Below are 26,579 nucleotides of genomic sequence, written 5' to 3'. Positions count from 1 at the left end.
GCGCTCTTCAAGTTTAACAGAGATTTTACCATCTGTTGTTTCTTGCTTGGCTCACTGTCCCGCAGAAGTGTCGCGAATTATTTATATCTATCTTATCAAAATTATACGAAAGCCTCTATCAAAAGCATCGAATTCCAATTATAAACAACAATTTAGCTCATCGTTAATTTTTACGGAAAAATTCGTTAAGGCGATCAATTACTTCTTCTTTTTTCCATTCAAATGTTTCACCTGTTTGACGGAATTTCACTTCTACAATACCTTCTGTTGCTTTTTTACCAACAGTTACTCGAACAGGTAAACCAATTAAATCAGCATCCGCGAATTTTACACCCGCACGTTCAGGACGATCATCTATTAGTACATCATAACGGTATGATTTTAGTAAGCCATAAAGCTCCTCTGCTAATGCCACTTGTGCCTCATCTTTTGTGTTAACTGGCACAACATGAATATCATACGGTGCTAATTGTGGTGGCCATGTAAAGCCATTGTCATCTTGGAAGTGCTCCGCTACAGCAGCTAGAATACGAGATACGCCAATACCATAGCACCCCATAATAAATGGTTGAGCCTTACCTTGCTCATCTAAGAATGTACCATTCATTTTATCAGAGTATGTAGTACCTAATTTGAAAATGTGACCAACCTCGATACCTTCTGCAAACTTAATGTTCCCTTGTCCATCAGGAGATGGATCTCCCTCTTGAATAAAACGAATATCTAAATAATCATTAACAGCAAAATCACGCTCTGGGTTAACATTGACTAAATGGAATCCATCTTCGTTTGCACCTGCAATACCATTACGGATAGATTTAATAGCATGGTCTGCTACTACTTTTACGTCTACTGGTAATTTCACTGGGCCAATTGAACCAACGCCACACCCTAATAATTCTTGAATTGCTGCTTCACTAGCAAGTTCTACAGAACCTGCATCAAGTGCATTTTTCAATTTGATATCATTAATTTCATGATCCCCACGTGCAAGGACTACAACAAGCTCTCCATCTACATCAAAAACTAGGGATTTGATGACATTAGCAGGTTCTACCTTTAAGAATGCTGAAACATCTTCAATTGTTTTTTGCTCTGGTGTTGCTACTTTTTCCACTTCTTTTAAAGCTTCATCAGATGGTTGATAATCAACGATTACTTCAGCCATTTCGATATTTGCTGCATAATCAGAAGTATCAGAGTATGCAATTGTATCTTCACCGATTTCAGAAAGCACCATAAATTCATGTGTTCCTTTACCGCCAATCGAACCTGCATCTGCAATAACAGCGCGGTAGTTTAAGCCAAGGCGGGAAAAAATATTAGAATAAGCACGATACATATCTTCATATGTTTCATCTAAACTTTCGCGTGAGGCATGGAAAGAATAAGCATCCTTCATGATAAACTCTCTTCCGCGTAGTAAGCCAAAGCGAGGACGTTTTTCATCACGGAATTTCGTTTGAATTTGATACAACGTTAACGGTAATTTTTTATATGATTTAATTTCATCACGTACTAAAGTAGTGATGACTTCTTCGTGTGTTGGTCCTAATGCAAAATCGCGGTCATGACGGTCTTTTAAGCGCATTAATTCTGGACCGTATTTTTCCCAGCGACCTGATTCCTGCCACAGCTCAGCAGATTGTAGAGATGGCATTAGAAGCTCAATGGAGTTGATAGCTTCCATTTCTTCTCGGATAATTGTTTCAATTTTTGTTAGCACACGTTTTGCAAGCGGTAAATACGAGTATACCCCACTTGTATTTTGACGAATAAACCCTGCACGTAGTAATTGCTTATGTGATTTTACCTCAGCATCAGCAGGTACTTCACGTAACGTTGGGATAAATGTTTTACTTTGCTTCATTCAGTGTTCCACCTTTTTCAATAGATAAGTTTATACTCTCAATAGCATAAACAAATTTAGCTTTGAGCGCAATGTTTCATCGAAATTGCGCTCAAAGCTAGGAAATCAAATTTCATTTAACTGTAAATGAATTAAAAGAAAAATCGTTGTATATCGTTCCATGTAACAACCACCATTAGAATCATCAGTAGGACGATTCCTACAAAATGTACAATACCTTCTTTTTGACGGTCAATTGGTTTACCACGTAGAGCTTCAAAACCAAAGAATAATAAACGGCCTCCGTCAAGTGCTGGTAATGGAAGTAGGTTCATAATTCCTAAGTTAATACTTAGCATTGCTGCCCAATTCATTAAGTTCATAATACCATACTGGGCAACTTGCTCTGTTGCTTTATAAATACCTACAGGACCAGAAAGTGCATCTATTGTGAACTTACCAGTAATCAGCATACCTAATAGTTCAAATATTTTCACAGTCATATTATAGGTTTCTTGTGCTCCATAGACAACTGCTTTTAATGGGTTAAATTCTCTTGGGCTTTCATAGCGCACACCTATTTGACCATATTTTTCGCCATCCTGTTGGATTTCCTTGACGGTCATATTTAAGTTCACTGATTGTCCATCTCGTTCAACTGTCACAGCAATATCTTCGTTTGGATGATCTTGAACGATAGCAGCTAAATCTTGCCATTTTTCAACTGCTTGTCCGTTAATAGCTGTTACTCTATCTCCTGCCAGCATCCCTGCCTGTGCAGCTGGATCATTCTCTACTACTTCCGTGATGATTGGCTCGTATGTTGGTACACCGTGGATCAAACCAATCACTAAATAAATCACAAACGCAAGAATAAAGTTAAACAAAGGACCTGCAAAGATCGTCATCGCTCGTTGGCCGACTGTTTTTGCATTAAATTGACGATCCTGTGGCGCAATGACTAGTTCACGACCATTTTCCACTAGCACACAGTCTCTAGCTACTTGATAACGAACTAAACGTTCTTCTTCATCATAGCCCTCTACAAATAACTCTTTCTCTAAATCAGCGCGTTCAACTTCTAAAAATAATAAATCTGGTAACTGCTTATTGTTTTGATTGAAAATAATTTTTTTTACAACATTATCCTCATTCACAATAAGCCCTATTCGGTAGCCTGGCTGTAATTCAGTGCCATCCATATCCTCGCCGGCCATACGTACGTATCCCCCGATTGGTAATAATCGAATAGTATACATTGTTTCGCCATGCGTTTTTCCATAAATTTTGGGACCCATTCCGATCGCAAATTCACGTACTAAGATACCTGCACGTTTGGCAAATAAGAAATGTCCAAGTTCATGGAAGAAGACGAGCATACCAAATATTAATATAAATGCAATGGCTGTTTGCATATTACCCCACCTTTAATAGCGATTAGTTAACGTTACAGTGCTTTCGTTATTTTACCATGTCTAACACTATTTTTCTTGTCTCACTATCCACATGTAATATGGTTTGTAAATCTGGTATTGCAATGTTTTGGTGTGCTTGCATCACACGTTCAATCGTTTCATCAATTTCAAGGAATGTGATTTTTCCTTGTAAAAAGGCTGAAACTGCCGCTTCGTTTGCTGCATTCATTGCTGTCAGAATCGTACCACCCATACGACCAGCCTCATACGCTAAACGCAAGGCAGGGTATCGCTCAAAGTCCATCTCTTGAAAATGTAGTTGACCAATTTGCGCTAAATTTAGTCGCTGACCATTTTGTAATGGGATACGGTCTGGGTAGCTTAAAGCATATTGGATTGGCACACGCATATCTGGTGTACCTAGCTGAGCAATAACACTAGTATCATGATACTCAACTAGAGAGTGAATAATACTTTCTCTATGCAAAAGTACATCTATTTTATCATATGGCATATCAAATAAAACATGTGCTTCTATGACTTCTAATCCCTTGTTCATCATTGTAGCGGAATCTATCGTAATTTTTGCACCCATAGACCAGTTTGGATGATTAAGTGCATCTGCGACCGTCACTTGTTTTAATTGCTCTCGCGTTTTATCACGGAAGCTACCACCAGAAGCGGTAATAATCAAACGTTCAATATTTTTCGGATTCTCACCATTCATTGATTGGAAGATGGCAGAGTGCTCACTATCTACAGGCAAGATGGTTGCTTTGTATTTTTTGGCCTCTGCCATCACTAAATGACCAGCAGTTACAAGCGTTTCTTTATTAGCAATAGCAATCGTTTTGCCCATACGAATGGCTGCTAATGTTGATTCAAGCCCTACACTTCCAAGCACAGCATTGACAAGAACAGTCGAATCTGGATGTGTTGCGACCTCTACAAGTCCTTTTGCCCCAAATGTAAATTGGATATTTGGAAACTCATTAGCAAGCGTAAGTGCATCTTCTTCTAATTGTACTGAAACTAATTCGGGCTTTAATGTTTCAATCATTTCTCGCGTTTTCTCTAAGTTCTTTCCTGATGAAAAAGCTACTAATTGAAAAGCATCACGTTGTTCTTTTAAGATGTCGTAGGTTTGCCAACCAATTGAACCAGTTGCACCTAATAAACTAATTTTTTTCACAACAAATTGTCCCCTTTTTCTATCTAAGCAAATGATTTAGCAAGAGTCTTTCCCTATACAATTAATTACTAAATAAATGTAAAAAATGGAGTAGAGGCACGACAAATAATAGACTATCAAAGCGATCTAATATTCCCCCATGCCCTGGTAAAATATTGCCTGAATCTTTTACATCAAAGTGGCGTTTAATAGCAGACTCTACCAAATCCCCCATTTGACCAATGATTGAGGCAAAAATCGTTACTAAAACAAGTGATATATAACCATTTGCGAATGGGTAAATGAGTTGCATACCAACTGCAAAAATAACAGCAATGACGATTCCACCTATAAAGCCTTCGATCGTTTTCTTAGGTGAAATTTCTGGCCATAACTTATTTTTCCCTAATTTTCTACCTACAAAATAAGCACCAGAATCTGTTGTCCAAACAACTAATAAGCAATAGACAACATACTCTAATCCAACATTTCTAGTTTCAATTAAATAATGGAATCCTAAGCCCACATAAAATGCGCCTAATAAAATAAAGCCAACTTCATCAAAGGTTATTTTATTTTTTACTAATACTACGTAAATAAGAAGTAGCATCATTAGACCATAGACTACCATTAGATTAGATGAATAGCCTATTAATTCTACAACCTTTTCACTCCAGTCCTTCGGGATAACCAGTAATATTAAAGTGACTAGCCCTAAGAAGCCAGGCACAGAAAAGATGGAAATACCTTTCATCTTAAGTATTTCATAAAAACCGACAATAGCCATTGCGAGCACAAGTATGGTAAACGGTACTTTGCCATAAATAACGAACGGAATAAAAAGTGCTGCTGCAATTATTGCCGTGATAATTCGTTGTTTCAAGTTGTTTCTTCTCCCTTCAACCCACCGTAACGGCGATTACGTTTCTGATAGTTTTCCACCGCTTCCAGTAAGTTTTCCTCACTAAAATCTGGCCACAATGTATCTGTAAACCAAAATTCTGTATAGGCGAGCTGCCATAACATAAAGTTACTTAATCGCACTTCACCACTTGTACGAATTAAAAGATCTGGCTCAGGTAAATGGGCCGTCATTAAATGAGATGTTAAGCAATCTTCTGTTATGTCTTGCATCGTTAATTGACCGTCCTGCACTTTTTGAAGCATTATTTTCATGGCATTGACCATTTCAGAACGACTACCATAATTTAGCGCAAAATTTAAAATAAGCCCTGTATTATGCTTCGTTTCTTCCATTGCCTCATACAACGCTTTTTGTGTATGGGCAGGTAATAAAGAGGGGTCTCCAATCATTTCGACACGTACATTACGCTCCATCATTTCTGGTAAAAAGGAACCTAAAAACTCAACAGGTAGCCTCATAAGAAAATCAACCTCAGGTTTTGGTCGCTTCCAATTTTCAGTGGAAAATGCATAGACAGTTAAGACTTTAATACCCAAATCTGACGCAAATCTCGTCACCTTACGCACCGTCTTCATTCCTTCATGATGACCAGCCACACGTGGCATAGCTCGTTTCTTCGCCCAACGTCCATTTCCGTCCATAATAATCGCTACATGGGCAGGAATCGGCTCGCTTTTAGCTAGGGCCACACGCTCCTCCAATGATAGTGTATCCATATTTATTTGTTTACCTAATAGCTTTTTAAACATGCTAACTCCCCCACTACAACTAATCGGACGTATACTAACCTATCATATCAAACAAAAGCGCCTTTTGTCTTTTTTTTCCCTCTAAATTGACTATGTATGTACTAGCTTATTTTAGAACTATACACATATTAAAGAATGAGTTTGTTAAAAAATGATGATTGTATTATTAATGACCTTTTCACATTCATACATGCTCTCTACTTGAGTCAGCAATTTGGCTATGAATAATAAAGAGAAAAGACGTCCTGTTAAGTATAGGACGCCTTCATCTCCTCAAAAAGTTCCATCATAGACGTGTAAAAGGTTTGTTTACACCTCTAAAATTTCTTTTTCTTTATCTTTCGCTACTTGATCTACTTTTACAATGAATTCATCTGTTAATTTTTGAATATCTTCACCATAGCCACGTAGATCGTCTTCTGTGATTTCGCCAGCTTTTTCAAGTTTTTTCAAATCATCATTTGCATCACGACGAACATTACGGACAGCAATTTTTGCGTCTTCCGCTTCTTTTTTCACTTGTTTTACTAGATCCTTACGACGCTCTTCTGTTAAAGCGGGAATCATAAGACGGATGACAGAACCATCATTTGTTGGTGTGATACCAATATCTGATTTCATAATTGCTTTTTCAATATCACCTAAAATTGATTTATCGTAAGGTGTGATTACTAATAAACGAGCTTCAGGTATAGAAACACCCGCAAGTTGGTTAATTGGTGTTGGCGCTCCATAGTAATCAACCGAAATACGATCTAATAGAGATGCATTCGCACGACCCGCACGAATAGATGCTAGTTCGCGTGAGAAAGCTGCGATTGTTTTGTTCATTTTTTCTTTTGCTTGTTCTAATACTTGTTTAGCCATTATACATTCCTCCTAACAACTGTTCCGATTTTCTCGCCTTGTACAGCACGTTTAATGTTACCCGGCTCCGTAATTGAGAAAACAATTAGCGGGATATCGTTATCCATACATAAAGTAGAAGCCGTTGAATCCATTACTTGTAAGCCTTGTTGGATAACGTCTAAGTATGTGAGTGTATCATATTTAATGGCTGTCTCATCCACTTTAGGATCCGCTGAATAAACGCCATCGACATTGTTTTTAGCCATTAAAATTGCATCAGCGTCAATTTCTGCTGCTCGTAATGCGGCAGTCGTATCAGTAGAGAAGAACGGATTACCTGTCCCTGCTGCAAAGATAACGACACGCTTTTTCTCAAGATGTCTAACTGCTTTACGACGAATGTATGGCTCCGCTACTTGAGTCATCACAATAGAAGATTGAACACGTGTTTCAATGCCTAATTTTTCAAGTGCATCTTGTAAAGCTAGGGAGTTCATTACGGTTGCCAGCATGCCCATATAGTCCGCAGCAGCACGATCCATTCCCATTTCACTACCTATTTTCCCACGCCATATATTACCGCCACCTACAACAACAGCAACTTCTACATCAAGATCTACTACTTCTTTTACTTCTTCTGCAACAGACTTGATTATTTTTGGTGATAAACCGAAGCCCGCTTCTCCAGCTAACGCTTCACCACTTAGTTTAATAACTACTCGTTTATATTGCGGTACACTCATTGTAAACCTCCGTAAGACTTTATTTAAAACATCCCTATTCCCTTTTCCATTATAGTATATCTAACAATAATTGCTAGTTGTGAATAAGGCATAATAGAAAATTCTTCAATTTTTCATTCACTTCGGAAAAATAGGGAACACGCTATGTTGTGTTCCCCATTTTTTTGTCTAGATAATCTAGATATTATTTGATTAGAATCAAATGCAAGCTAAATTAGTTACCTTTAACTTGGCTCATTACTTCTTCTGCAAAGTTATCTTCACGTTTTTCGATACCTTCACCAACAGCGTAACGTACAAAGCCGTTTACAGAACCACCAGTTGAAGCTACAAAATCACGTACTTTTTGATCTGAGTTTTTAACGAAAGTTTGGTCAAGTAAGCAAACATCTTCGAAGTATTTACCAAGACGGCCTTCAACCATTTTTGCAACGATGTTTTCTGGTTTACCTTCGTTAAGAGCTTGTTCAGTTAATACTTTACGCTCACGTTCAACTTCTTCAGCAGAAACTTCATCACGAGAAACATAAGTTGGGTTGATTGCTGCAATGTGCATAGCAACATCTTTAGCAGCTGCTGCATCAGTAGAACCTTCTAAAGTTACTAATACACCGATACGGCCACCCATGTGTAAGTATGAACCGAATGCATCTGCATCAGATTTTGTTTTAATTTCGAAGCGACGAAGTGTAATTTTTTCTCCAATTGTTGCAATAGCAGTTGAGATTTGATCTACAATTTTTACGCCTTCAGCATTTGCAAGCTCTAAAGCAGCTTCAACTGATGCAGGTTTAGCAGCAAGTAATTGCTCAGCTAAAGATGCAACTAATACTTGGAATTTATCGTTTTTCGCAACAAAGTCAGTTTCAGCGTTTACTTCAAGGATGATTGCTTCGTTACCTTGTTCTAAAATGTAAGTTGTACCCTCTGCAGCGATACGGTCAGCTTTTTTAGCAGCTGAAGAAAGACCTTTTTCACGTAGGAAATCGATTGCAGCTTCTAAGTCGCCATCAGTTTGTACTAACGCTTTTTTACAATCCATCATTCCAGCGCCAGTTTTTTCGCGTAATTCTTTTACTAATTGTGCAGTAATGTTTGCCATTTAGTGTTTCCTCCTCAAATTGGTTGAACATAATTTAATGATAGGTTCTAAAAAAGGTGATAAGGGTTTTGAGCCACTTATCACCTTTTTGTAAACGTGAATTACTCAGCAGCAGCTTCTACAGCTGGAGCTTCTTCTTCACCTTGTTTTGACTCGATTAAAGCGTCAGCCATTTTAGCAGTTAAAAGTTTAACAGCGCGAATAGCATCATCGTTAGCAGGGATTACGTAGTCGATTTCATCTGGATCACAGTTAGTATCAACAATACCTACTAGAGGGATGTTTAATTTACGAGCTTCTGCAACCGCAATACGTTCTTTACGTGGGTCAACCACGAACATTACGTCTGGAAGATCGTGCATATCACGGATACCGCCTAAGAATTTGATTAGACGTTCGTGTTCTTTTTTAAGTTGGATTACTTCTTTTTTAGGAAGAACTTCAAAAGTTCCTTCTTCTTCCATTTTTTCGATTTGTTTCATACGTGCAACACGTTTTTGAATTGTACCGAAGTTTGTAAGAGTACCACCTAACCAACGTTGGTTGATGTAGTAGTTGCCTGAACGTTCAGCTTCATCTTTGATCGCTTCTTGTGCTTGTTTTTTCGTACCAACGAAAAGAACTTTACCACCGTCTTGACCAACTTGACGCATGAAGTCATAAGCTTCCTCTAATTTTTTAACAGTTTTTTGTAAGTCGATGATGTAGATCCCGTTACGTTCAACGAAGATATATTTCTTCATTTTTGGGTTCCAACGACGAGTTTGGTGACCGAAATGTACACCAGCTTCAAGTAATTGTTTCATAGAAATTACTGACATGTGAATTTCCTCCTATATGTTTGGTTTTTATCCTCCGCATTTATCATCTACAACAAGCTACCCTAAGCTTAGAGCACCACTTACTGTATCAAAATACGTGTGTAGTAATAACACCATTTGCAACTATATCATAGCTTTGAACGATTCGCAACAATTTAGTGATGGAATTTCAGTAAAAGCTCGATTTCTGTTTTACCCTTTTGCAGTTGTTTCGCTATTTCTTCTGGTGATTTTCCCTGCTTTGCTAATTCTAGAGCCTGTTGTTCCACTGTCAGTACTTTATCTGGTTCTTTTTGCTCCTCCACTTTTAGAGGTGAAGCTGTTTTCACCATTTTGGAACCTGTATGTTGCTGACGTGAATAAGCATTTGCGACAATATTCTTAGGTACATAGATACGAGCATCTTTCTCTAAAGATAGAGAACTATCACTTTTCACCTCCTGTACTACTGGCAAAGGCGGCTCCTCCTGAGGTGACATATATTGTTCCGTGTGCTGCATGCTACTAGCCGCTATTTCCGACTGTGAGACATTTTGTAACTCTTTAATAAGACGATCATTTTCATCTTTCATTTCTGTTAAATACACACTAATGGTATCATCCATTTCCCGCATTAATCGTTCTTGCTTCTTTTCCAAATCTTTAAACTTTGCTAACTTTGTATTTAAAATGATAAGAAAGTAAAAAGATATTAGCTGTAAAAAGAATAGCACCGCTATTAGAATGGTTGTCATTGTAAACTCCTATCCACTAAAATCCACGAAATTCCCTTTAAACGGATGTTGTGCCTGTTTTTCTTGTTGATCCTTTTTTTTCTTTTTATGAAAACCTGTTAAATACTCACCACCTGCATCTTCATCCTCACTAATTTCATCCATACCTTCTGATGTGTTGACAATTTTTTGTTTGCGCTCTACTTCTTTTTTTAATGCTTCATTTGCATGTGCTTGCTGAGCTAATACTTGTTGCTGTGCCTGATCCGCCATTTTCCCTGCTTCAAATGTTTTTGGTATAGCAATCTGTAACTCGACACCTTTTAAACTCATTGGAATCTCTCCCTCAAGGATATTTACGCATTAATCATTTCACTAGATAATAGCTTTCGTAGCTTTAATAGCGCTTTTGAATGAATTTGTGAAATACGGGAAGTTGATAGTTCAAGCATTTCACCAATTTCAGTCAAAGTTAACTCCTCCGTGTAAAATAAACTAAGGACAAGCTGTTCTTTTTCATTGAGTTTCTGTATATTTTCCGCTAGATCATCTAATAACTCTGATTTAATGATTGCTTGCTCAGGTGTTTTTGTTGTATCGTCGCGTATGACAAATGACTTGCCATCTGTTTCTTCTTGATCTTGTTGTTCATTAATAGAAAGAACATTTGAAAAAAAATGCTCTTGCACAGTTTGATAAACATCTTCAACAGATACTTCCATATGCTCCGCAAGTTCCTCAGGCGTTACATGACGCATATATTTCTGCTCTAGTTGTTCAATCTGCGCATCTAATTTTTTGGCTTTTTCACGCGCTGACCGTGGTAACCAGTCTTCTTTTCGTAGACCATCAATGATGGCTCCTCTTACTCTAAACGAAGCATATGTATCAAATTTTAAATCTCTGTTAATGTCAAATTTATTTAATGCATCAAAAAGTCCTACCATCCCTAAACTCGTTAAATCGTCTCGTGATACGCTTTTTGGCAGACCTGCACCAATACGTTGGACATGATAAGATACTAAAGAAATGTATTTTTTTATAAGTAAATCACCAGCATCTGGATCACGCTCATGTATCCATCGATTCCATAGTTTTTGCTCATCGTTCAGAATTGGTTGTGTCATGAAATCCACCTCTCTAAAAAACGCTTTTTCACGCTCATGTGCCAACGACTACCTGCGCTCTTAAAATTTATCATTCAACAGGATTTCTCAGCTATTTTTATAAAAATCCACATGTAAGCTAATTTAGACGTGAGCCCTGAATAGTTAAAGCCCGATAAGCAGTTGCCATCTTTCCTATATTATAACAAGAATCGACTATAATTTCATTTGTTTCTCTTAGTCTCTAATATATTCCTTTGTTTTTTAAAGACATAGAAAAACTGTATCCTGATTGTGTAATGACACGCGGATACAGTTGGATATAATGAAGCTTTTAGTTTATGAAGCTATTGAATTCTTTCATATAGTTTTAGCAATACTGTAGAACAACAAACAAATTGAACAAAAGAACAATAATACCTAAAATATGGAACCAACTCTTTAGTAATAAATTATGCTTTAAATCGAACTAGAGACAAAGTTCCCCTTGAACATGGTTGCCTTGCGTTGAGATCTTCGAGCAATTGCTTCAGCAGAGCAAGAGGCCTCCAAGAACACCATATTTGCACTATCTCCCACTTTTGGCCATGTTTGCTCACCTGCTTGATTAAGTGGGGTTTTTCCACCTGTAATAAATTGAAGGGTTTGAGCTAATGAGCGTTCATCCCCCCAACCTGAACTTTTTGCCAAACGCCCAGCTCGTTCTAATAAATCTCCATTACCAAACGGCGACCAAACATCAAAGATATTGTCACAACCAATTGCAACGGGTACGCCTTTACTGTTTAACAAACCAACAGGCGGGAACTTTCTACGTAGGGGGACACTCGTCACAATGGTAATGCCTGCATCACGTAAGATGTCTGCCATTTCTTCTGCCTCAGAGCGTGAAACATCTCCTAGCCCAAAGGCATGGCTAATGGCTACTTTCCCCTGTAAACCCGCTTCCTTTGTTAATTGGGCTAATCTCTTCATTGTGAAAGTACCTAATTGGTCTGGGTCATGCAAATGCAAATCAATCCCTGCGTTTCCTTCAACAGCGAGTTCCACCATTTGTTGTAGAGAAGCCTCAATATCACCATCCACTGTAGCTGGATCGACACCTCCTACAAATCCAGCCCCAGAACGTAAAGCCTCTCTTATTAAACTGGTTGCCTTTGTTCGTAATAGACCATGTTGTGGAAAGGCAACGATTTCATAAGACAATTTCCCTTCAAAAGTTTGGAAAGCTTTTTGAACCTCCTCTAAATTTTTCAAACCTACCTCAGGATATAAATCCACATGCGTACGTACATGTGTAACCCCTAACTGCACATAACGACTAAGTAATTCCTCAGCGCGTTGTTGTATAGTTGTATGCAATGTTGGCAGTACCTCTTTTTCAATCTCACAGCGTTCAAAAATATTATTCACAGGTGTAACTGCCCGCCATTTGTCGCTCAAGAGAGTTTTATCCAAATGACAATGTTTTTCTATAAAAGAAGGTAGTGCTAATAGCTGTTTCATATCTTTTTTTGGATAATCATCATTTAATAGGCTATCAGCAGCAACTATTTCTGCAATGGTTCCATCTTTAATGATTAGATGAGCACAAGCCGTATTCGTTTTAGTTATCGTGCCATTTACAAAGTGATAATCTGTTTCAAGACGTACATTTGTTAACCAGAAAGTAGAGTTCATTTTAGATTTATCCTTTCTTCTTCAATAATTAAAGCTTGCCTACAACTATATTTCCTTTAAAAAGCACTGCCACTCTCCTTGCTCTCCTTGCGACTGCTTCTGCTGAGCAAGTTGCTTCTACAAACACGACATTGGCTATATCTCCAATTTTCGGCCATTGTAGCTGTCCATCCTTGTTTAAAGGTGTTATGCCTCCAGTAATATACTTTAGACTTTGACCAAGTGAACGTTCATCACTTAAGCCAAAGCGTTCAGCTAGCGTGCCTACTTTTTCTAGGCTGTCACCTATACCAAACGGCGACCAGTGATCTGTAATACTATCATCACCTAACGAGATATGAACACCTTTTTGATCTAATAACGGAATAGGGATGGTATGATCCAAAGGAACAGACGAAGTAATGTCAATACCGTGATGAGCTAGTAACGCTGCCACTTCACTTGCTTCATTAGTAGAAACATCAGCTAAGGCCATGGCATGACTAATTGTCACTCGGCCGTGCCAACCTGCTTCCTCTGTTAATGCAGCTAATCGTTTAAAGGTAAAAATACCAAGATGACCAGGATCATGGATATGCAGATCAACATTTGCATTAGCTTCTACTGCTAATTCCATCACCGTTTGTAAGGATTTTTCTATATTTTCATCAATCGATGCTGGGTCTACACCGCCTACTAGAGACGCTCCACTTCGCAAAGCTTCCCTTACTAAAGAAATAGATTCACTACGTAAGAGGCCATGTTGTGGGAAAGCGACAATCTCCAAATCAACTTTATCTTTGTAAGCCTCTTTAGCTCTTAAGACTGCTTCTAAATTTTTCAATCCGATAAACGGATCAATATTACAATGCGTGCGAATATGTGTTGATCCTGCATGTAATAGCAAATCTAGTAACTTTTTTGCTCTTCCCTCTGCAACAGGCAATAAGCTTGGCAGTAGAATCTCTTCTTCTTTTAATCTTGTAATAAGACCTTCTGTGGGAATCGAAGGAGCCTTCCATGGTCCACCAAAATAGGTTTTATCAATATGAATATGCATATCTCTAAAAGAAGGGAGCATTAAATAACTATGTGCATTTCGTTTAGGCAAATTAGTCTCTAAAGGCTGATCTGCACTTATAATTTGAGTTATTTTACCATTTTCGACCTGTACATTAAAAAGAGCTGTTTTTGTTTCTATAACAGCCCCATTATCGTAACCATAACCCGTTTCTAATCGTACATTTGTTAGCCAGTATGCTGTTGGTATCATTGATTGGTCCTCCCCGAATTTTATTGAAGATTAATAGCTAGATGAACCATTTGAATGGCCCTCTCTTGATGTGGTAAAGAAAGTTGATGATAGACATAATCTTGACTAGAATTACTAGCATTAAAATAATAAACTGTAGAAATTTTAGAATAATAAATGGCGCTCAAACACATAGGACATGGCTTCGTGCTTGCATACATTTCGCAACCTTCTAAATTGGTCGTTTTCAGTGCATGACAAGCTTGACGGATTGCTTGAATCTCTGCATGATTCGTTACATCATTGGTGATGGTAACCTCATTTACACCAGAGCCAATAATTTGTCCATTTTTGACCACAATTGCACCAAAAGGAGCACCATGTTTTGTTCTTTCATTTTCCTTAGCTAGCTCAAGTGCTTTTTTCATAAAGTCATAAGATTTCATACAGTTCCCTCTCCTAGAAATTGCAAATTTCTCTTTCCTTTTCAACAATTGAAATTATCCATAATCAACATTTTTTCTGTTGATTGATTGACAGAACAAGCTACATTTTTATAACTTGTGGTTTTCTGATTAATAGCTTTTACCTTTGTACAAATATGCTAACATGAGGACTGTATATATGAATAATATAAAAAAAATAAATTTTACTTAAGTTTTTCGTATAATACAAACTTCAAGCCAAATAAAAAAAGAGTCGTTACTCACGACTCTTTTTTTATGCATTCACTTGTTGATCTTCTTCTCGATTCATCATCGTTCTTACTACTTGTGCAATTTCCTCGGTATTCTCATCTTGAAATTCAACCGTAGAATTAGCTGTTGGCACTTCATGGTTTACGCCTTCTGTAGAATCAAGTTCCTTTTCTTCTAATTCACCTTCAACCGCTTCCTCATCTACTTCTGGTGTAAACAAGATGTAAGCAATTAGAAAACGTACAATGAACATTACAAAAAATGCGATGGTTGCTACAATAAAAGAGCTAATTAGGATTCGCAGAGGCGTAAATGGTTTTTGAAATGTACTAAAAAAATAAATCGAAAAGGCAATTAATGCTCCCCATAGGTTGTAAAATATAGAACCAAACATTAGATTTCACTCACTCCCTGGTTAACTGTTCGGATATGTAATATCGACGTTGCAGGATTAAATTCAATCGTTCTACCACTATTTCCACCAGTATCCTCTGCCACTAAAGGGATGCCCTGTCTCTTTAATTCATTTTTGACAGCTTCTACATTGCGGGGACCAATACGCATTGTATCTTTGTCAGAAGTAAATTGGAACATCTGCGCACCCCCTGCAATTTTTGCCTTGAGCTTAAATTTTTGAACGCCCTCTAACTTTAATAAATCAATCATTGCAGCAATCCCTGAATCTGCAAATTTCGCGACATTGATTGACTCAGCTCTTCCTAAACTGGAATCTGGTAACATCACATGGATTAAACCAGCAATTTTTTTTGACTCATCATACAAAATAACACCGACACATGAACCAAGACCAGAAGTTCGAATCGTGTTAGGTAGCTTTACTACATCCATTTGTGCAATTCCCACTTTAATCACTTGTCCACTACTATTGGTTAACATATCACGAAACCCCTAATGCTTTAAAAATCGCATCAAATGAGTCAGGATCTGGTAGTAGGAAGAAATGGCCCCTCACCGTTTCATGGTCTTCCACACCTTCTTCAAAAATGGATGTATTTATAACAATAACATTATCACTGACATGAGATAATTCTATTAAACCAATGCTTATTATAGCTCCAAACATATCAACACTTAGACCTGGCACAGTCGGATAAATTTTTAAATTAGTAAAATCCGATAAGGCAGATAAATAAGAGCCCGATAAAATATTTCCCATTTCTTGCATAGCTGATAAACCTAACTCTGAAACAGGTCGTTTTTCAAAGTCAAAAGAATCGTCGAAAATGAGTCGACGTATAAAGCGGTTTGCTTGTTCGATAGGTAAAATAAAGAACATACTTCCTTCAGCATCACCTTCAATACGAAGGAAAATGCCAACAACAACGTTTTCTGATCCACCAGCCAACTCCATCATATCGTTAAAGGACACCATTTCTACCTTTGGAACGCGCATATCAATTTTTTTCCCAAGTAAATTGGAAAGTGCTGTCGCGGCATGCGCAGCACCAATGTTTCCAATTTCCTTTAATACATCTAAATGTAGTGATGTAATTTTTTGATTAAATGTCATTATCGATCCCTACTTTAGTGGATTTAATACTTTTTCTAAATGTAATAAGATTAATAATCGCTTCTCTACTTTAGCAACGCCTGAAATAAATTCTTCTTCAAGTGAGCCAACGACTTCAGGTTGCGGTTCAATAGCACTTGCAGGAATATCGATAACGTCGTTAGCGGAATCCACTACAAAGCCTACTTCCATATCTTCTAATGAAATAATGATAATGCGTGTTGTTTCCTCATGTTCAGAAATAGGTAATTCAAAACGTTCACGTAAATCCACAATCGGTGTGACAACACCTCGTAGATTGATTACACCTTTTACGTATTTCGCTGTTTTCGGTACACGTGTGATATGCATTAATTTCTCGATACCTTGAACATGGGACACAGGAATTGCATATTCTTTATCTGCTAACTGAAAAACTATTACTTTAATACTTTCTTGCTCCACTGCATTTGTCATACTTTACACCTCTCTTATTCATTCACCTTATTTAATTAGTGCGTTGCAATCTACAATTAAGGCTACTTTACCATTGCCTAAGATTGTTGCTCCTGAAATGGCAAAGATATTTGTTAAGTAATTTCCTAAAGACTTCAAGACAATTTCTTGTTGGCCAATGAATGAATCCACCACTAAACCAGCAAGTTTTTCACCCTTACGGACGATCACTACTGAGTGGAATTCTTCATCTTGATGCTCTTGACGAGGTACCTCAAAGATTTCCTCTAAGAATACCAATGGTACAACTTTGCCACGGAAGTCGATTACTTTTTGATTATGCGCATTCATAATCTCTGATGAACGGATAATAGATGTTTCAATAATAGAAGATAGTGGAATTGCATAAATTTCCTTTTCAATCTCCACAAGCATAACTGAAATAATCGATAATGTCAGTGGTAATTGAATCGAGAAGATGGATCCAACATCTTGTGTTGATTCAATTGAAATATTGCCACCTAGTGATTCGATCGTTGTTTTTACAACATCTAAACCTACTCCACGACCAGATACATCCGAAATGACATCTGCAGTTGAGAAGCCTGAGGCTAGGATAAGCTCATTTATTTGTTTATCAGACATTGAATAAGATTGTTCTTGTGTAACAATACCTTTTGAAATAGCTTTCGCTAATACTTTTTCTCGATTTATGCCCGCTCCATCGTCTTCAATTTCAATAAAGACGTAGTTTCCGCTATGATAGGCACGCAATACGACCGTTCCTTCTTCAGGCTTACCTTTTGCACGACGAGCAGTTGGATTCTCAATGCCATGATCCACAGAATTTCGGATCAAGTGAACAAGCGGATCTCCAATTTCATCGATTACTGTACGATCTAGTTCTGTTTCAGCACCAATAATTTCAAGGTTGATTTTCTTATTTAAATCACGTGATAGCTGACGAATCATTTTCGGGAAACGATTGAAAACTGTTTCTACTGGTACCATTCGCATTGTTAAAATAATAGTTTGCAAATCGCCCATCACACGACTCATACGCTCTACTGTTTCATTTAGCTCGCCATGATTGACTTCAGTAGAGATAGATTGCAGTCGACCACGATCAATGACAAGCTCTTCAAACAAGTTCATTAAAATATCTAGCCGTTCTATATTTACACGAATTGTTTTATTACCTACAGGTGCATGATTTTTATCAGTCTTTGCAGGTGTAGCTTCTTTGACTGGTTTTGCAACAGGCTCAGCTTTAGCAGTAGGCGTATCAGTTGGAATAGCAGCTACTTCAGCCACTGCTGTTACAGTTGCTGCTACCTCTTGATGAGCTTCAAATTCTTTTTCACTAAATTTCCTTTGGTCAATTACTGTCACAATTACTTCATCAACTTCAGAAACTTTCATTAGCTTTTTCTGCATATCCTCAGCTGATGTTTTTGTGACAAAAGCCACATAAAACTGTTGGTCAAACTGCTCGTCTTCTAGCTTTTCAACAGATGGACTTGATTTAATGACATCTCCATCTTTTTCTAAAATCTCAAACACCATAAATACACGTGCTGCCTTAAGAAGGCAATCCTCGCGTAATGTTACTGAAATTTCAAAAGCATTAAAGCCTTGTTCAGCCGATTGTGTAATGACTGTTTGTTCAAACGAATCATATTCTAATACACTTTCAACAACCGGTGCAGCAATCGTTGCTACCACCTCTGGGATTGCTTCCTCGCCTAGTTCTATTCGTTTTAGCTGTGCAACAGTTGAGGAAACATCACGCTTACCATCCCCACCGTTAGCAATATCCATCACCATTTCCTCTAAATGATCAACAGATTCAAATACAACATCTAAAATTTCGGGTGTAACATGAATCTTTTCATTACGGATGGCATCTAAAACATTCTCCATTTTATGTGTTAAATCTGCTAAATCTTCAAAGCCCATTGTGGCAGACATACCTTTTAAAGTGTGTGCAGAGCGGAATATTTCCCCAACAATTGCCAAATCATCTGGATTTTTTTCTAATTCTAATAAATGTTCACTACACGCTTGTAAATGCTCTTTACTTTCTTCAATAAACATCTCTAAATATTGATTGACTTCCATAAGAGGACACCCCTTTTAAGGCAAATATTTCATTATTGTTTGTGCAATATCATCTACATCTGCAACTTCATCAACAAGTTGCGTTTCTACTGCTGCTTTCGGCATACCATATACAATGCAAGTTTCTGCTGATTCTGCAATAGCAATGACATTGCCAGTATTTTTTAATGCTTTTAAACCATTAGAGCCATCATGGCCCATACCTGTCATAATCACTGCTACTTTATCAAAATCTTTATATTGACTAACATCTTCGAACATAACATCTACAGAAGGTCGATGGCCAGATCTTGGTGCTTCTTGATTATCAAGAACAATGCCAAAAGTCGTCCCTACTTTTCTAAGCTTTAAATGATATCCACCTGGTGCAATATAAGCCACTCCATTTTGCAAAATATCACCCTGTTCAGCTTCTTTAACAGAAATTTCACTTAGCTGATCAAGTCGAGTCGCAAGCGATTTAGTAAATCCAGCAGGCATATGCTGAACAATTAATATAGGAGCTTGGATAGACTTAGGAATTTTAGTAACAACCTCTTGAAGTGCGCGAGGTCCTCCTGTTGAAGTACCAATTAACACAATCTTCTTGCCTACCTTACTCCATTCTACCATTGGTTTAGTTACGGCTACCTTAGTAGAAACAACATTAGTAGACGTATTTGTTCGTCCATGTTGTTGTGGTTCCTTTATTACGGTACTCACCCTTGTCACTTGTTCTTGTTGTCGTTTACTACCAGAAGGTTTTTTCAATTTGGAAATTGGCACCGTTGCAGCTTGTTCCACTTTGTGCACAAGTTCATTTTGAATTTTATGTAAATCAAGGGAAATGGTCCCGCTCGGCTTGGCAACAAAATCGACTGCCCCGCCCTCAATCGCTGCAATTGCATTTTCTGTCCCACGTTGCGTGGTACTTGAGAGCATTACTACAGGAACTGGACATTGTATCATAATTTCTTTTAAAGCGTCGAGCCCATTCATTTCAGGCATCTCAATATCCATTGTCACAACGTTTGGCTTCAACGATTGTATCTTTTTGATCGCATCTTTACCATTTCGAGCTGTTCCAACTACTTCCACCTTCGAGTTGCCAACAAAAAAGTCACTAATTAGCTTTCTCATAAAAGCAGAATCATCCACAACTAAAAGCTTGCTTTTATGCAAAAAGTCCAATTAATCACGCCCTTTCGAGAAAATACTTCTAAGTTTCGTTAAAAATTTTTTCGTTGTTTGATCATGTGCGTGTATTTCCCCCGCACGTTGCTCCATAAAACGAACGACAATAAGTTGCAATGTCTTTGATATTAATGCGTCTGGATAAGCAAGAGAGAATGGCACTTGCTCGCGCACTGCCTTACGCACAACTGGGTCTTCAGGTAATGAGCCAAGAATGATCGTTTCTTTATCTAAAAAACGTTTCATTGTTAACTGTAAACGTTCATTCGTTTCTATTCCTTCTTCTTTACTGAAAGCACGGTTACAGAGAATATAAAACTGCTTATCTGGATCTCGAACATGAATATATTTCATCATAGAGTACGCATCTGTAATAGAAGTAGGTTCCGCTGTTGAAATCACGATAATTTCATCGATGGATGTGAGTAAATCTAGCGACCAATTTGTCGCACCAGCCCCCATATCAAATAAAATATAATCATAGTTTTTTTGAAGTTCTTCAAATGCTTGAATAAGCCGTTCGAACATACTATGAGACCAATCAAGCACACTCGTCATACCTGACCCACCTGAAATATACCTTAAATCGTAAGGCCCTTCAAATATTACCTCATCTAGTAACTTATTTCCTTCCAAGTAATCTTTTAAACTATAAGAAGCATTTTTCCCAATTAAGACATGGATATTTCCCATCCCAATATCCATGTCTACAATGACAACTTTTTTTCCCTTTTGGGCTAAAGTCATGGCAAAGTTCATTGTGAAGTTACTTTTACCTACTCCACCTTTGCCACTTACAACTGCAATCGCTCTACCTAGTTCGCCTTGCTGTTTCATCATTTTTAAGCGTAATGCTTCAGCTTGGTCTCTCATTTTTCTTCACCTTGAAAAAACAAATTAAGTACTGCTTCTAAATCAGCTTCTTCAATATCTTCTGGTACTTCTTGACCATTCGTATAGTAAGCAAGTCCTTTATTATATTTAATCATTAAATTGATCATTGTGCCAATAGAATTTGTTTCATCAATTTTTGTAAAAATGAATTTTTCAATTGGTAATTGCTTAAATTGATCTACAATATTCTCCATATCTCTTTCTTTCGTTGTCATTGCAAGGACTAAATAAGATTCTGCTTGATCATCGAATTTTATGAGACGTTGGAGATCATCAACGTATTTGACTTCTTTGTAATTTCGACCAGCTGTATCAATAAATACCAAATCTAAATGTGATAATCTCTGGATCGCTTGTTCAAAATCTGTTGCATTGTAAGCAATCTCAACAGGAGCTTGTAAAAGACCAGCATATGTTTTAAGCTGCTCTATTGCCGCAATCCGATAAGTATCTGTCGTAATAAAGCCAATCTTTTTCTTTTTTTCTAACACAGCTCTAGCAGCCATTTTGGCAATAGTTGTAGTCTTCCCAACACCTGTTGGCCCTAAAATATTTATATATTTTCTTTCGTAGGACAATCCTCCGACTGGAAGTACTTCTAGCTTCTTACGTAGTAAATTTTTTGTTATCAATTTACATTGCGAAAAATTTATTTCAGATGCTTCTTTGAAATGCATAAAAAGCTCATCACCTATCGTTGTGATGAGCTCTTCACTTAGCTCTTGCTGTCTTAAGTATTCAATGAAGGGTAAGAGTTCATCGGGATATTGAGCTTGGGTAGTCTTTTTATGCATTGATTGCATTAATGATTTTAAATCAGCAATTTCTTTTCTCAATTCTTCTGAAATGCTAGCGTCCTCATGTACTGCTACATCCTGGGGTGGTTCCTGATGTATTTTTGCTTGAATAGCATTTGTAATCTCTTGTAACCTTGCATTTTCCTTTTTTGCTACAGGCAGAACAGCAGGTGTTGGTACTGAAGCCACTTGACGTGGCTCCATTGCATCAACACCTGCAACCACTTCAAAACTCTTCTTTTTTATCATGCCAAAAAATTTCTTTGTAATGACGACTTTTGAATTTAAAATGACTGCGTCCTCACCTAATTCTGCTCGCACCTGCTTCATCGCCTCTGGTATGGATGATGCATAATATTTTTTCATTTTCATTGAACATTCACCACCCCAACACTTTGAATTTCAACCGAAGCATCCAATTCATTATAGGATAGAACCGGGATTTGTGGGAAATAACGCTCCGTTAATTGTCGTAAATACATCCGAACTGCTGGAGAGCATAATATAATAGCTGATTGCTCCATAAAGGAAACACGCTCTACTTCCGCTGCAATAGTTTCTAATACTGTTTGAGAATCTTGTGGGTCCATCGCTAAGTAATTTCCGTGATCCGTTTGTTGGATACTATCCGCAATCATTTTCTCTACTTTACCTGAAACCGTAATCACCTTTAATACCGAACTATCCCCAACATACTGCGCTGTAATTTGGCGTGCCAATGCTTGACGCACATACTCAGCTAAGATATCTGTATCACTCGTTAATTTAGCATAGTCTGCAAGTGTCTCAAAAATAATTGGTAAGTTACGCACAGATACATTTTCTCGAAGAAGCTTACCCAGTACCTTTTGGATTTCCCCAGTAGATAAAGGTGCAGGTGTTAATTCTTCTACTAAAATTGGATGGGATTCCCGTAAGTGATCGATTAACTGCTTTGTCTCTTGACGGCCCAATAACTCATGAGCATTTGCTCGAATAATTTCTGTTAAATGTGTTGACACCACACTTGGTGGGTCTACAACCGTGTAACCATACATTTCTGCATCCTCTTTTACTTGCTCTGTAATCCATTTAGCTGGTAATCCAAATGATGGCTCCACAGTATCAATACCTTCAATAGAATCATCGTCGCCTGGGCTCATCGCTAAATAATGATCTAGTAAAAGTTCACCTCGTGCCATTTCGTTCCCCTTTATTTTAATTCGATATTCATTTGGTTGAAGCTGAATATTATCACGAATACGAACTACTGGGATAACGATACCTAACTCCAAAGCAAGCTGTCGACGAATCATGATAACACGGTCTAACAAATCTCCACCTTGAGCGGCATCTACTAAGGGAATTAATCCATAACCAAATTCAAATTCAATTGGGTCCACATTTAATAAATTCACAACATTTTCAGGGCTCTTCATGCCGTCAGTAGCCACTTCTTCCTCAATCTCCTGTAATTCTTCTTCATCCTCTGGCTTCTTACGCTCCATCATATAAGCACCCGCAATTAACGAGAGACCTATTGGAAGTGTTACCCAGTTTGGAATTGGCGTAAATAGCCCTAGTAATACAATCGTACCTCCTGCTACATAAAGCAGCTTTGCTTGAGCAAATAATTGCCCTGTAATGTCTTGACCAAGACTACCTTTAGAAGAGGCTCTTGTTACGACAATCCCTGTAGCAGTTGAAATAAGCAAGGCGGGAATTTGGGATACAATACCATCCCCGACAGTTAGTTTCGAAAAATGAGTTGCCGCTTCTGCAAAGGGAAGCCCCATTTGTACGACGCCAATGATGATACCAAATAATAGGTTGATAATAACCATTACCATCGAAGCAATGGCATCCCCTTTTACAAATTTTGTAGCACCATCCATTGCACCGTAAAAGTCCGCTTCCCCCGCAACTTTTTCACGTCGTTCGCGTGCTTCCTTTTCGGAAATAATCCCCGCATTTAAATCAGCATCAATACTCATTTGTTTACCTGGCATCGCATCAAGTGTGAAACGCGCTGCTACTTCTGCTACTCGTTCTGCACCTTTTGTAATGACAATAAACTGAATTAACACTAAAATTAAGAAGACGACTAAACCAACAAGGATATTTCCTCCAACTACGAAATCACCAAAGGTTTCAACGACCGAACCTGCATCTCCATTAGCTAAAATTGCACGAGTTGTGGAAACACTTAGTCCTAATCGGAACAAAGTTAATAGTAAAATCACCGAAGGAAAAATGGAAAAATCCAATGCTTCTTTCATACTCATTGCTGTAAGCAATACAATTAATCCTAATGTAATATTAATGACAATTAAAAAACTTAACATCCACGGAGGAAGAGGGATGATGAGCATCGCAACGATTAAAATAACCGCACCTAAAACCCCAATATCGCGAACTTTCATTTGTGTCCCTCCTACAAAAAGCCTTAAATTTTTCGCTTAATACGGTAAACATAAGCGAGTATTTCTGCTACTGCTTTGAAAAATTCCTCTGGTACCTGATCGCCTATTTCTACTTGATCATACATAGCACGTGCTAAAGGTCGATTTTCAACCATTATTACATCATGTTCTTTGGCAATCAATTTGATTTTTTGAGCAATAAAGTCTGTCCCCTTCGCAATAACACGAGGGGCATCCATACTGTCCTCATTATATTTGAGGGCAATTGCATAGTGAGTAGGGTTGGTAATAACTACATCCGCACTAGGAACCTCTGACATCATACGTCTCATCGCCATCTCACGTTGGCGTTGTTTGATTTTTGATTTGATTAGAGGGTCACCTTCACTATTTTTATATTCATCTTTAATATCTTGCTTAGACATTTTAAGATTTTTTTCATACTCATGTTTTTGATACATCCAGTCTAAAACGGATACACAAAGTAATACTAAAGAAGCCGCTATACCCATAATACCAACAAGCTTCCCTACCGTAATGAGTGTCATCCATGGACTTTTAAATGATAATGCCAAAACTTCCGGTAAGTTGGACCAAATAATAATTGTTGTGACACTTCCGATAAAACCAATCTTTAAAACAGACTTTATTAACTCCACAATGGCTTTCACGGAAAATATCTTTTTTAACCCTTTAATAGGGTCCATCTTTTTTAAATCAAACTTCATTGGCTCTAACGTAAAGAGAAAGCCAAATTGCAAAAAGTTACCTGCAAGTGCTCCGACAAATGCAATCGCCATAATTGGCACAATGATAAAAGCCATTTGAATCAAAGTTTCTGTAAATAAGCGCATCACACTATCAATCGTTAGTGATTCAATGCGTATGTTATGAATAAAGGTTTGCCTGAAAAAGGCTAATAGCTCATCACGCAAAGAGCCTGCAAAGAAAAACAAAAAGATAAATACCATTAACATTACAATGGCACTAGAAATATCTTGACTCTTGACAACTTGCCCCTTTTTTCGAGCATCCTGTCGTTTTTTCGGTGTTGCCTTTTCTGTTTTTTCACCCGCAAAAAATTGTAGCTCTAAATTCAGTAGTAGTCTCATATTATCCACCACCTAAAATGGCCATTAAATCACGCATCCCATAAATCATTATCGTAATAAGCTTTTGAATAACTTGAATCATAACGGCCATCATTGTAAATAACACTAAAAAACTAACACCAATTTTAATAGGAAAACCGACAACAAATATATTTAATTGTGGTACTGTTTTTGCAGTGATCCCTAAAGCTAAATCGACCAAAAATAAGGTCGCTACAACAGGAGCAGCCATCTGGAATGCTATGGCAAAAACTGCTGTGAAAGTTTTGATAACAACTTGAGGAAAGTTTTCGCTCATAAAATTTGGAAATTGATCCATCGGGAAAAATTGATAGCTGTAGTAGATTCCATTAAGAATCATATGATGGCCATCAATCGCTAACAATAAAAGCAGTGCTAGCATATTAAAAAACTGACCAATTAATGGACTTTGAGCACCTGTTTGCGGGTCAATTATATTGGCAATAGCAAAACCCATTTGAAAATCGATAAAGCTTCCTGCAATTTGAATTGCGGACATGATGATATAGCCCATTAGACCGAGTAATAGTCCAACTAGTGCTTCTTTCATCACTAATAATATGTAATCATCATTGAATGCAAATGGCTCAACATCAATTGTATAGTACATCATCCAAGCTAAAACCAGTGCGAGAGTAATTTTGACTTGCGGTGGAATGGTTCTATATGAAAAAAAAGGAACAGTAACAAAAAAGGCTGAGATGCGCACAAGTACTAATAAGAAAACCGTTAAATGCGGAATTAATTCATTCATGTACTCACCCTATATAACGCGTTAAATTCTCGAATATGTCTCTCGCATAGCTTGTAACTTGAGATAGCATCCAAGGACCGAAGAATACGATGGCCACTAAGACAGCAATAATTTTTGGTACAAATGCTAACGTTTGCTCTTGTATCGAAGTTGTGGCTTGAAAGATACTTACCGCTAAACCAGAGATTAAAGCAACTAATAGTAGCGGACCGCTTGTTAGAAGGATAATCATAATAGCACGCTCTGCAATGGAAATAACCAACTCACCTGTCATAATGTATCATCCC

27 protein-coding genes are annotated in these 26,579 nt (G+C 37.6%); all 27 read right to left on the bottom strand.

Going from position 1 to position 26,579, the window contains the following annotated elements:
• Positions 1-163: 163 nt before the first annotated feature.
• Positions 164-1,870 carry a proline--tRNA ligase gene (locus MKZ14_RS05235; RefSeq protein ID WP_339280648.1) on the bottom strand — a complete coding sequence of 569 codons (1,707 nt, stop codon included), beginning with the start codon at positions 1,868-1,870 and terminating at the stop codon, positions 164-166.
• Between the two features lie 131 nt (positions 1,871-2,001).
• Positions 2,002-3,264: an RIP metalloprotease RseP gene (gene rseP, locus MKZ14_RS05230; protein WP_016994551.1), complete on the bottom strand. Its 1,263-nt coding sequence runs from the start codon at positions 3,262-3,264 to the stop codon at positions 2,002-2,004.
• Positions 3,265-3,310: 46 nt separating this feature from the next.
• A complete protein-coding gene (dxr, locus tag MKZ14_RS05225; RefSeq protein ID WP_036080428.1) occupies positions 3,311-4,456 on the bottom strand; it encodes a 1-deoxy-D-xylulose-5-phosphate reductoisomerase in 1,146 nt (381 codons plus the stop codon).
• Between the two features lie 61 nt (positions 4,457-4,517).
• Positions 4,518-5,318, bottom strand: coding sequence for a phosphatidate cytidylyltransferase (locus tag MKZ14_RS05220; RefSeq protein WP_016994553.1), 801 nt, complete (start codon positions 5,316-5,318; stop codon positions 4,518-4,520).
• Positions 5,315-6,109 carry an isoprenyl transferase gene (locus MKZ14_RS05215; RefSeq protein WP_333005784.1) on the bottom strand — a complete coding sequence of 265 codons (795 nt, stop codon included), beginning with the start codon at positions 6,107-6,109 and terminating at the stop codon, positions 5,315-5,317. The genes MKZ14_RS05220 and MKZ14_RS05215 overlap by 4 nt, the downstream gene beginning before the upstream one ends.
• Positions 6,110-6,418: 309 nt before the next feature.
• The gene (frr, locus tag MKZ14_RS05210; RefSeq protein ID WP_016994554.1) at positions 6,419-6,976 is read right to left on the bottom strand and encodes a ribosome recycling factor; all 558 of its coding nucleotides are present in this window, start codon (positions 6,974-6,976) and stop codon (positions 6,419-6,421) included.
• Complete coding sequence (gene pyrH / locus MKZ14_RS05205; RefSeq protein ID WP_004269260.1) at positions 6,976-7,701, bottom strand: UMP kinase; 726 nt, start codon at positions 7,699-7,701, stop codon at positions 6,976-6,978. The genes frr and pyrH overlap by 1 nt, the downstream gene beginning before the upstream one ends.
• Positions 7,702-7,915: 214 nt before the next feature.
• Complete coding sequence (gene tsf, locus MKZ14_RS05200; RefSeq protein ID WP_016994555.1) at positions 7,916-8,803, bottom strand: translation elongation factor Ts; 888 nt, start codon at positions 8,801-8,803, stop codon at positions 7,916-7,918.
• Positions 8,804-8,904: 101 nt separating this feature from the next.
• Positions 8,905-9,624 (bottom strand): 30S ribosomal protein S2, encoded by a 720-nt coding sequence (gene rpsB, locus MKZ14_RS05195; protein ID WP_004269262.1) that lies wholly within the window; start codon positions 9,622-9,624, stop codon positions 8,905-8,907.
• 155 nt (positions 9,625-9,779) lie between these two features.
• The gene (locus tag MKZ14_RS05190; protein WP_036080433.1) at positions 9,780-10,358 is read right to left on the bottom strand and encodes a hypothetical protein; all 579 of its coding nucleotides are present in this window, start codon (positions 10,356-10,358) and stop codon (positions 9,780-9,782) included.
• A gap of 9 nt (positions 10,359-10,367) precedes the next feature.
• The gene (locus MKZ14_RS05185; RefSeq protein ID WP_036080436.1) at positions 10,368-10,670 is read right to left on the bottom strand and encodes an RNA polymerase sigma factor; all 303 of its coding nucleotides are present in this window, start codon (positions 10,668-10,670) and stop codon (positions 10,368-10,370) included.
• A gap of 23 nt (positions 10,671-10,693) precedes the next feature.
• On the bottom strand, positions 10,694-11,464 hold the full coding sequence (locus MKZ14_RS05180) for a FliA/WhiG family RNA polymerase sigma factor (RefSeq protein ID WP_036080567.1): 771 nt from the start codon (positions 11,462-11,464) through the stop codon (positions 10,694-10,696).
• Positions 11,465-11,902: 438 nt separating this feature from the next.
• Positions 11,903-13,123 carry an amidohydrolase gene (locus tag MKZ14_RS05175; RefSeq protein ID WP_339280647.1) on the bottom strand — a complete coding sequence of 407 codons (1,221 nt, stop codon included), beginning with the start codon at positions 13,121-13,123 and terminating at the stop codon, positions 11,903-11,905.
• A gap of 28 nt (positions 13,124-13,151) precedes the next feature.
• The gene (locus MKZ14_RS05170; protein WP_339280646.1) at positions 13,152-14,375 is read right to left on the bottom strand and encodes an amidohydrolase; all 1,224 of its coding nucleotides are present in this window, start codon (positions 14,373-14,375) and stop codon (positions 13,152-13,154) included.
• Positions 14,376-14,395: 20 nt separating this feature from the next.
• Entirely contained in the window at positions 14,396-14,800 is a 405-nt protein-coding gene (locus MKZ14_RS05165; protein WP_339280645.1) for a nucleoside deaminase, read from the bottom strand.
• 274 nt (positions 14,801-15,074) lie between these two features.
• Positions 15,075-15,446: a hypothetical protein gene (locus MKZ14_RS05160; protein ID WP_036080446.1), complete on the bottom strand. Its 372-nt coding sequence runs from the start codon at positions 15,444-15,446 to the stop codon at positions 15,075-15,077.
• Positions 15,446-15,949: a chemotaxis protein CheD gene (locus tag MKZ14_RS05155; protein ID WP_004269269.1), complete on the bottom strand. Its 504-nt coding sequence runs from the start codon at positions 15,947-15,949 to the stop codon at positions 15,446-15,448. Before MKZ14_RS05155 ends, MKZ14_RS05160 begins: the two co-directional genes overlap by 1 nt.
• Position 15,950: 1 nt before the next feature.
• Positions 15,951-16,583 carry a chemotaxis protein CheC gene (locus MKZ14_RS05150; RefSeq protein WP_016994561.1) on the bottom strand — a complete coding sequence of 211 codons (633 nt, stop codon included), beginning with the start codon at positions 16,581-16,583 and terminating at the stop codon, positions 15,951-15,953.
• Positions 16,584-16,592: 9 nt separating this feature from the next.
• On the bottom strand, positions 16,593-17,039 hold the full coding sequence (locus tag MKZ14_RS05145; RefSeq protein ID WP_004269272.1) for a chemotaxis protein CheW: 447 nt from the start codon (positions 17,037-17,039) through the stop codon (positions 16,593-16,595).
• 27 nt (positions 17,040-17,066) lie between these two features.
• On the bottom strand, positions 17,067-19,139 hold the full coding sequence (locus tag MKZ14_RS05140; RefSeq protein ID WP_036080449.1) for a chemotaxis protein CheA: 2,073 nt from the start codon (positions 19,137-19,139) through the stop codon (positions 17,067-17,069).
• A gap of 15 nt (positions 19,140-19,154) precedes the next feature.
• Entirely contained in the window at positions 19,155-20,309 is a 1,155-nt protein-coding gene (locus MKZ14_RS05135; RefSeq protein WP_016994562.1) for a chemotaxis response regulator protein-glutamate methylesterase, read from the bottom strand.
• Complete coding sequence (locus MKZ14_RS05130; protein ID WP_016994563.1) at positions 20,310-21,185, bottom strand: MinD/ParA family protein; 876 nt, start codon at positions 21,183-21,185, stop codon at positions 20,310-20,312. It abuts the gene before it with no gap.
• On the bottom strand, positions 21,182-22,375 hold the full coding sequence (flhF, locus tag MKZ14_RS05125) for a flagellar biosynthesis protein FlhF (protein ID WP_258859553.1): 1,194 nt from the start codon (positions 22,373-22,375) through the stop codon (positions 21,182-21,184). Before flhF ends, MKZ14_RS05130 begins: the two co-directional genes overlap by 4 nt.
• Complete coding sequence (flhA, locus tag MKZ14_RS05120; protein ID WP_036080453.1) at positions 22,372-24,405, bottom strand: flagellar biosynthesis protein FlhA; 2,034 nt, start codon at positions 24,403-24,405, stop codon at positions 22,372-22,374. Before flhA ends, flhF begins: the two co-directional genes overlap by 4 nt.
• A 23-nt stretch (positions 24,406-24,428) precedes the next feature.
• On the bottom strand, positions 24,429-25,517 hold the full coding sequence (gene flhB / locus MKZ14_RS05115; RefSeq protein WP_036080455.1) for a flagellar biosynthesis protein FlhB: 1,089 nt from the start codon (positions 25,515-25,517) through the stop codon (positions 24,429-24,431).
• Position 25,518: 1 nt separating this feature from the next.
• Positions 25,519-26,292 (bottom strand): flagellar biosynthetic protein FliR, encoded by a 774-nt coding sequence (gene fliR, locus MKZ14_RS05110; protein WP_016994565.1) that lies wholly within the window; start codon positions 26,290-26,292, stop codon positions 25,519-25,521.
• 4 nt (positions 26,293-26,296) lie between these two features.
• Positions 26,297-26,566 carry a flagellar biosynthesis protein FliQ gene (gene fliQ, locus MKZ14_RS05105; protein ID WP_004269285.1) on the bottom strand — a complete coding sequence of 90 codons (270 nt, stop codon included), beginning with the start codon at positions 26,564-26,566 and terminating at the stop codon, positions 26,297-26,299.
• Positions 26,567-26,579 lie beyond the last annotated feature (13 nt).

Source organism: Lysinibacillus sp. FSL P2-0066 (assembly GCF_037969495.1).
Classification (GTDB): Bacteria; Bacillota; Bacilli; order Bacillales_A; family Planococcaceae; genus Lysinibacillus; species Lysinibacillus boronitolerans.
Note: the sequence above shows the minus strand (reverse complement) of the source record. Positions and strands in the feature narration are given on the sequence as shown.

Excerpts from the sequence above, each read along its gene's own strand:
- MKZ14_RS05235 (WP_339280648.1), bottom strand. The coding sequence starts at position 1,870 with ATGAAGCAAAGTAAAACATTTATCCCAACGTTACGTGAAGTACCTGCT.
- rseP (WP_016994551.1), bottom strand. The coding sequence starts at position 3,264 with ATGCAAACAGCCATTGCATTTATATTAATATTTGGTATGCTCGTCTTC.
- MKZ14_RS05215 (WP_333005784.1), bottom strand. The coding sequence starts at position 6,109 with ATGTTTAAAAAGCTATTAGGTAAACAAATAAATATGGATACACTATCA.
- frr (WP_016994554.1), bottom strand. The coding sequence starts at position 6,976 with ATGGCTAAACAAGTATTAGAACAAGCAAAAGAAAAAATGAACAAAACA.
- pyrH (WP_004269260.1), bottom strand. The coding sequence starts at position 7,701 with ATGAGTGTACCGCAATATAAACGAGTAGTTATTAAACTAAGTGGTGAA.
- tsf (WP_016994555.1), bottom strand. The coding sequence starts at position 8,803 with ATGGCAAACATTACTGCACAATTAGTAAAAGAATTACGCGAAAAAACT.
- rpsB (WP_004269262.1), bottom strand. The coding sequence starts at position 9,624 with ATGTCAGTAATTTCTATGAAACAATTACTTGAAGCTGGTGTACATTTC.
- MKZ14_RS05190 (WP_036080433.1), bottom strand. The coding sequence starts at position 10,358 with ATGACAACCATTCTAATAGCGGTGCTATTCTTTTTACAGCTAATATCT.
- MKZ14_RS05185 (WP_036080436.1), bottom strand. The coding sequence starts at position 10,670 with ATGAGTTTAAAAGGTGTCGAGTTACAGATTGCTATACCAAAAACATTT.
- MKZ14_RS05180 (WP_036080567.1), bottom strand. The coding sequence starts at position 11,464 with ATGACACAACCAATTCTGAACGATGAGCAAAAACTATGGAATCGATGG.
- MKZ14_RS05175 (WP_339280647.1), bottom strand. The coding sequence starts at position 13,123 with ATGAACTCTACTTTCTGGTTAACAAATGTACGTCTTGAAACAGATTAT.
- MKZ14_RS05170 (WP_339280646.1), bottom strand. The coding sequence starts at position 14,375 with ATGATACCAACAGCATACTGGCTAACAAATGTACGATTAGAAACGGGT.
- MKZ14_RS05165 (WP_339280645.1), bottom strand. The coding sequence starts at position 14,800 with ATGAAATCTTATGACTTTATGAAAAAAGCACTTGAGCTAGCTAAGGAA.
- MKZ14_RS05160 (WP_036080446.1), bottom strand. The coding sequence starts at position 15,446 with ATGTTTGGTTCTATATTTTACAACCTATGGGGAGCATTAATTGCCTTT.
- MKZ14_RS05155 (WP_004269269.1), bottom strand. The coding sequence starts at position 15,949 with ATGTTAACCAATAGTAGTGGACAAGTGATTAAAGTGGGAATTGCACAA.
- MKZ14_RS05150 (WP_016994561.1), bottom strand. The coding sequence starts at position 16,583 with ATGACATTTAATCAAAAAATTACATCACTACATTTAGATGTATTAAAG.
- MKZ14_RS05145 (WP_004269272.1), bottom strand. The coding sequence starts at position 17,039 with ATGACAAATGCAGTGGAGCAAGAAAGTATTAAAGTAATAGTTTTTCAG.
- MKZ14_RS05140 (WP_036080449.1), bottom strand. The coding sequence starts at position 19,139 with ATGGAAGTCAATCAATATTTAGAGATGTTTATTGAAGAAAGTAAAGAG.
- MKZ14_RS05130 (WP_016994563.1), bottom strand. The coding sequence starts at position 21,185 with ATGAGAGACCAAGCTGAAGCATTACGCTTAAAAATGATGAAACAGCAA.
- flhF (WP_258859553.1), bottom strand. The coding sequence starts at position 22,375 with ATGAAAATGAAAAAATATTATGCATCATCCATACCAGAGGCGATGAAG.
- flhA (WP_036080453.1), bottom strand. The coding sequence starts at position 24,405 with ATGAAAGTTCGCGATATTGGGGTTTTAGGTGCGGTTATTTTAATCGTT.
- flhB (WP_036080455.1), bottom strand. The coding sequence starts at position 25,517 with ATGAGACTACTACTGAATTTAGAGCTACAATTTTTTGCGGGTGAAAAA.
- fliR (WP_016994565.1), bottom strand. The coding sequence starts at position 26,292 with ATGAATGAATTAATTCCGCATTTAACGGTTTTCTTATTAGTACTTGTG.
- fliQ (WP_004269285.1), bottom strand. The coding sequence starts at position 26,566 with ATGACAGGTGAGTTGGTTATTTCCATTGCAGAGCGTGCTATTATGATT.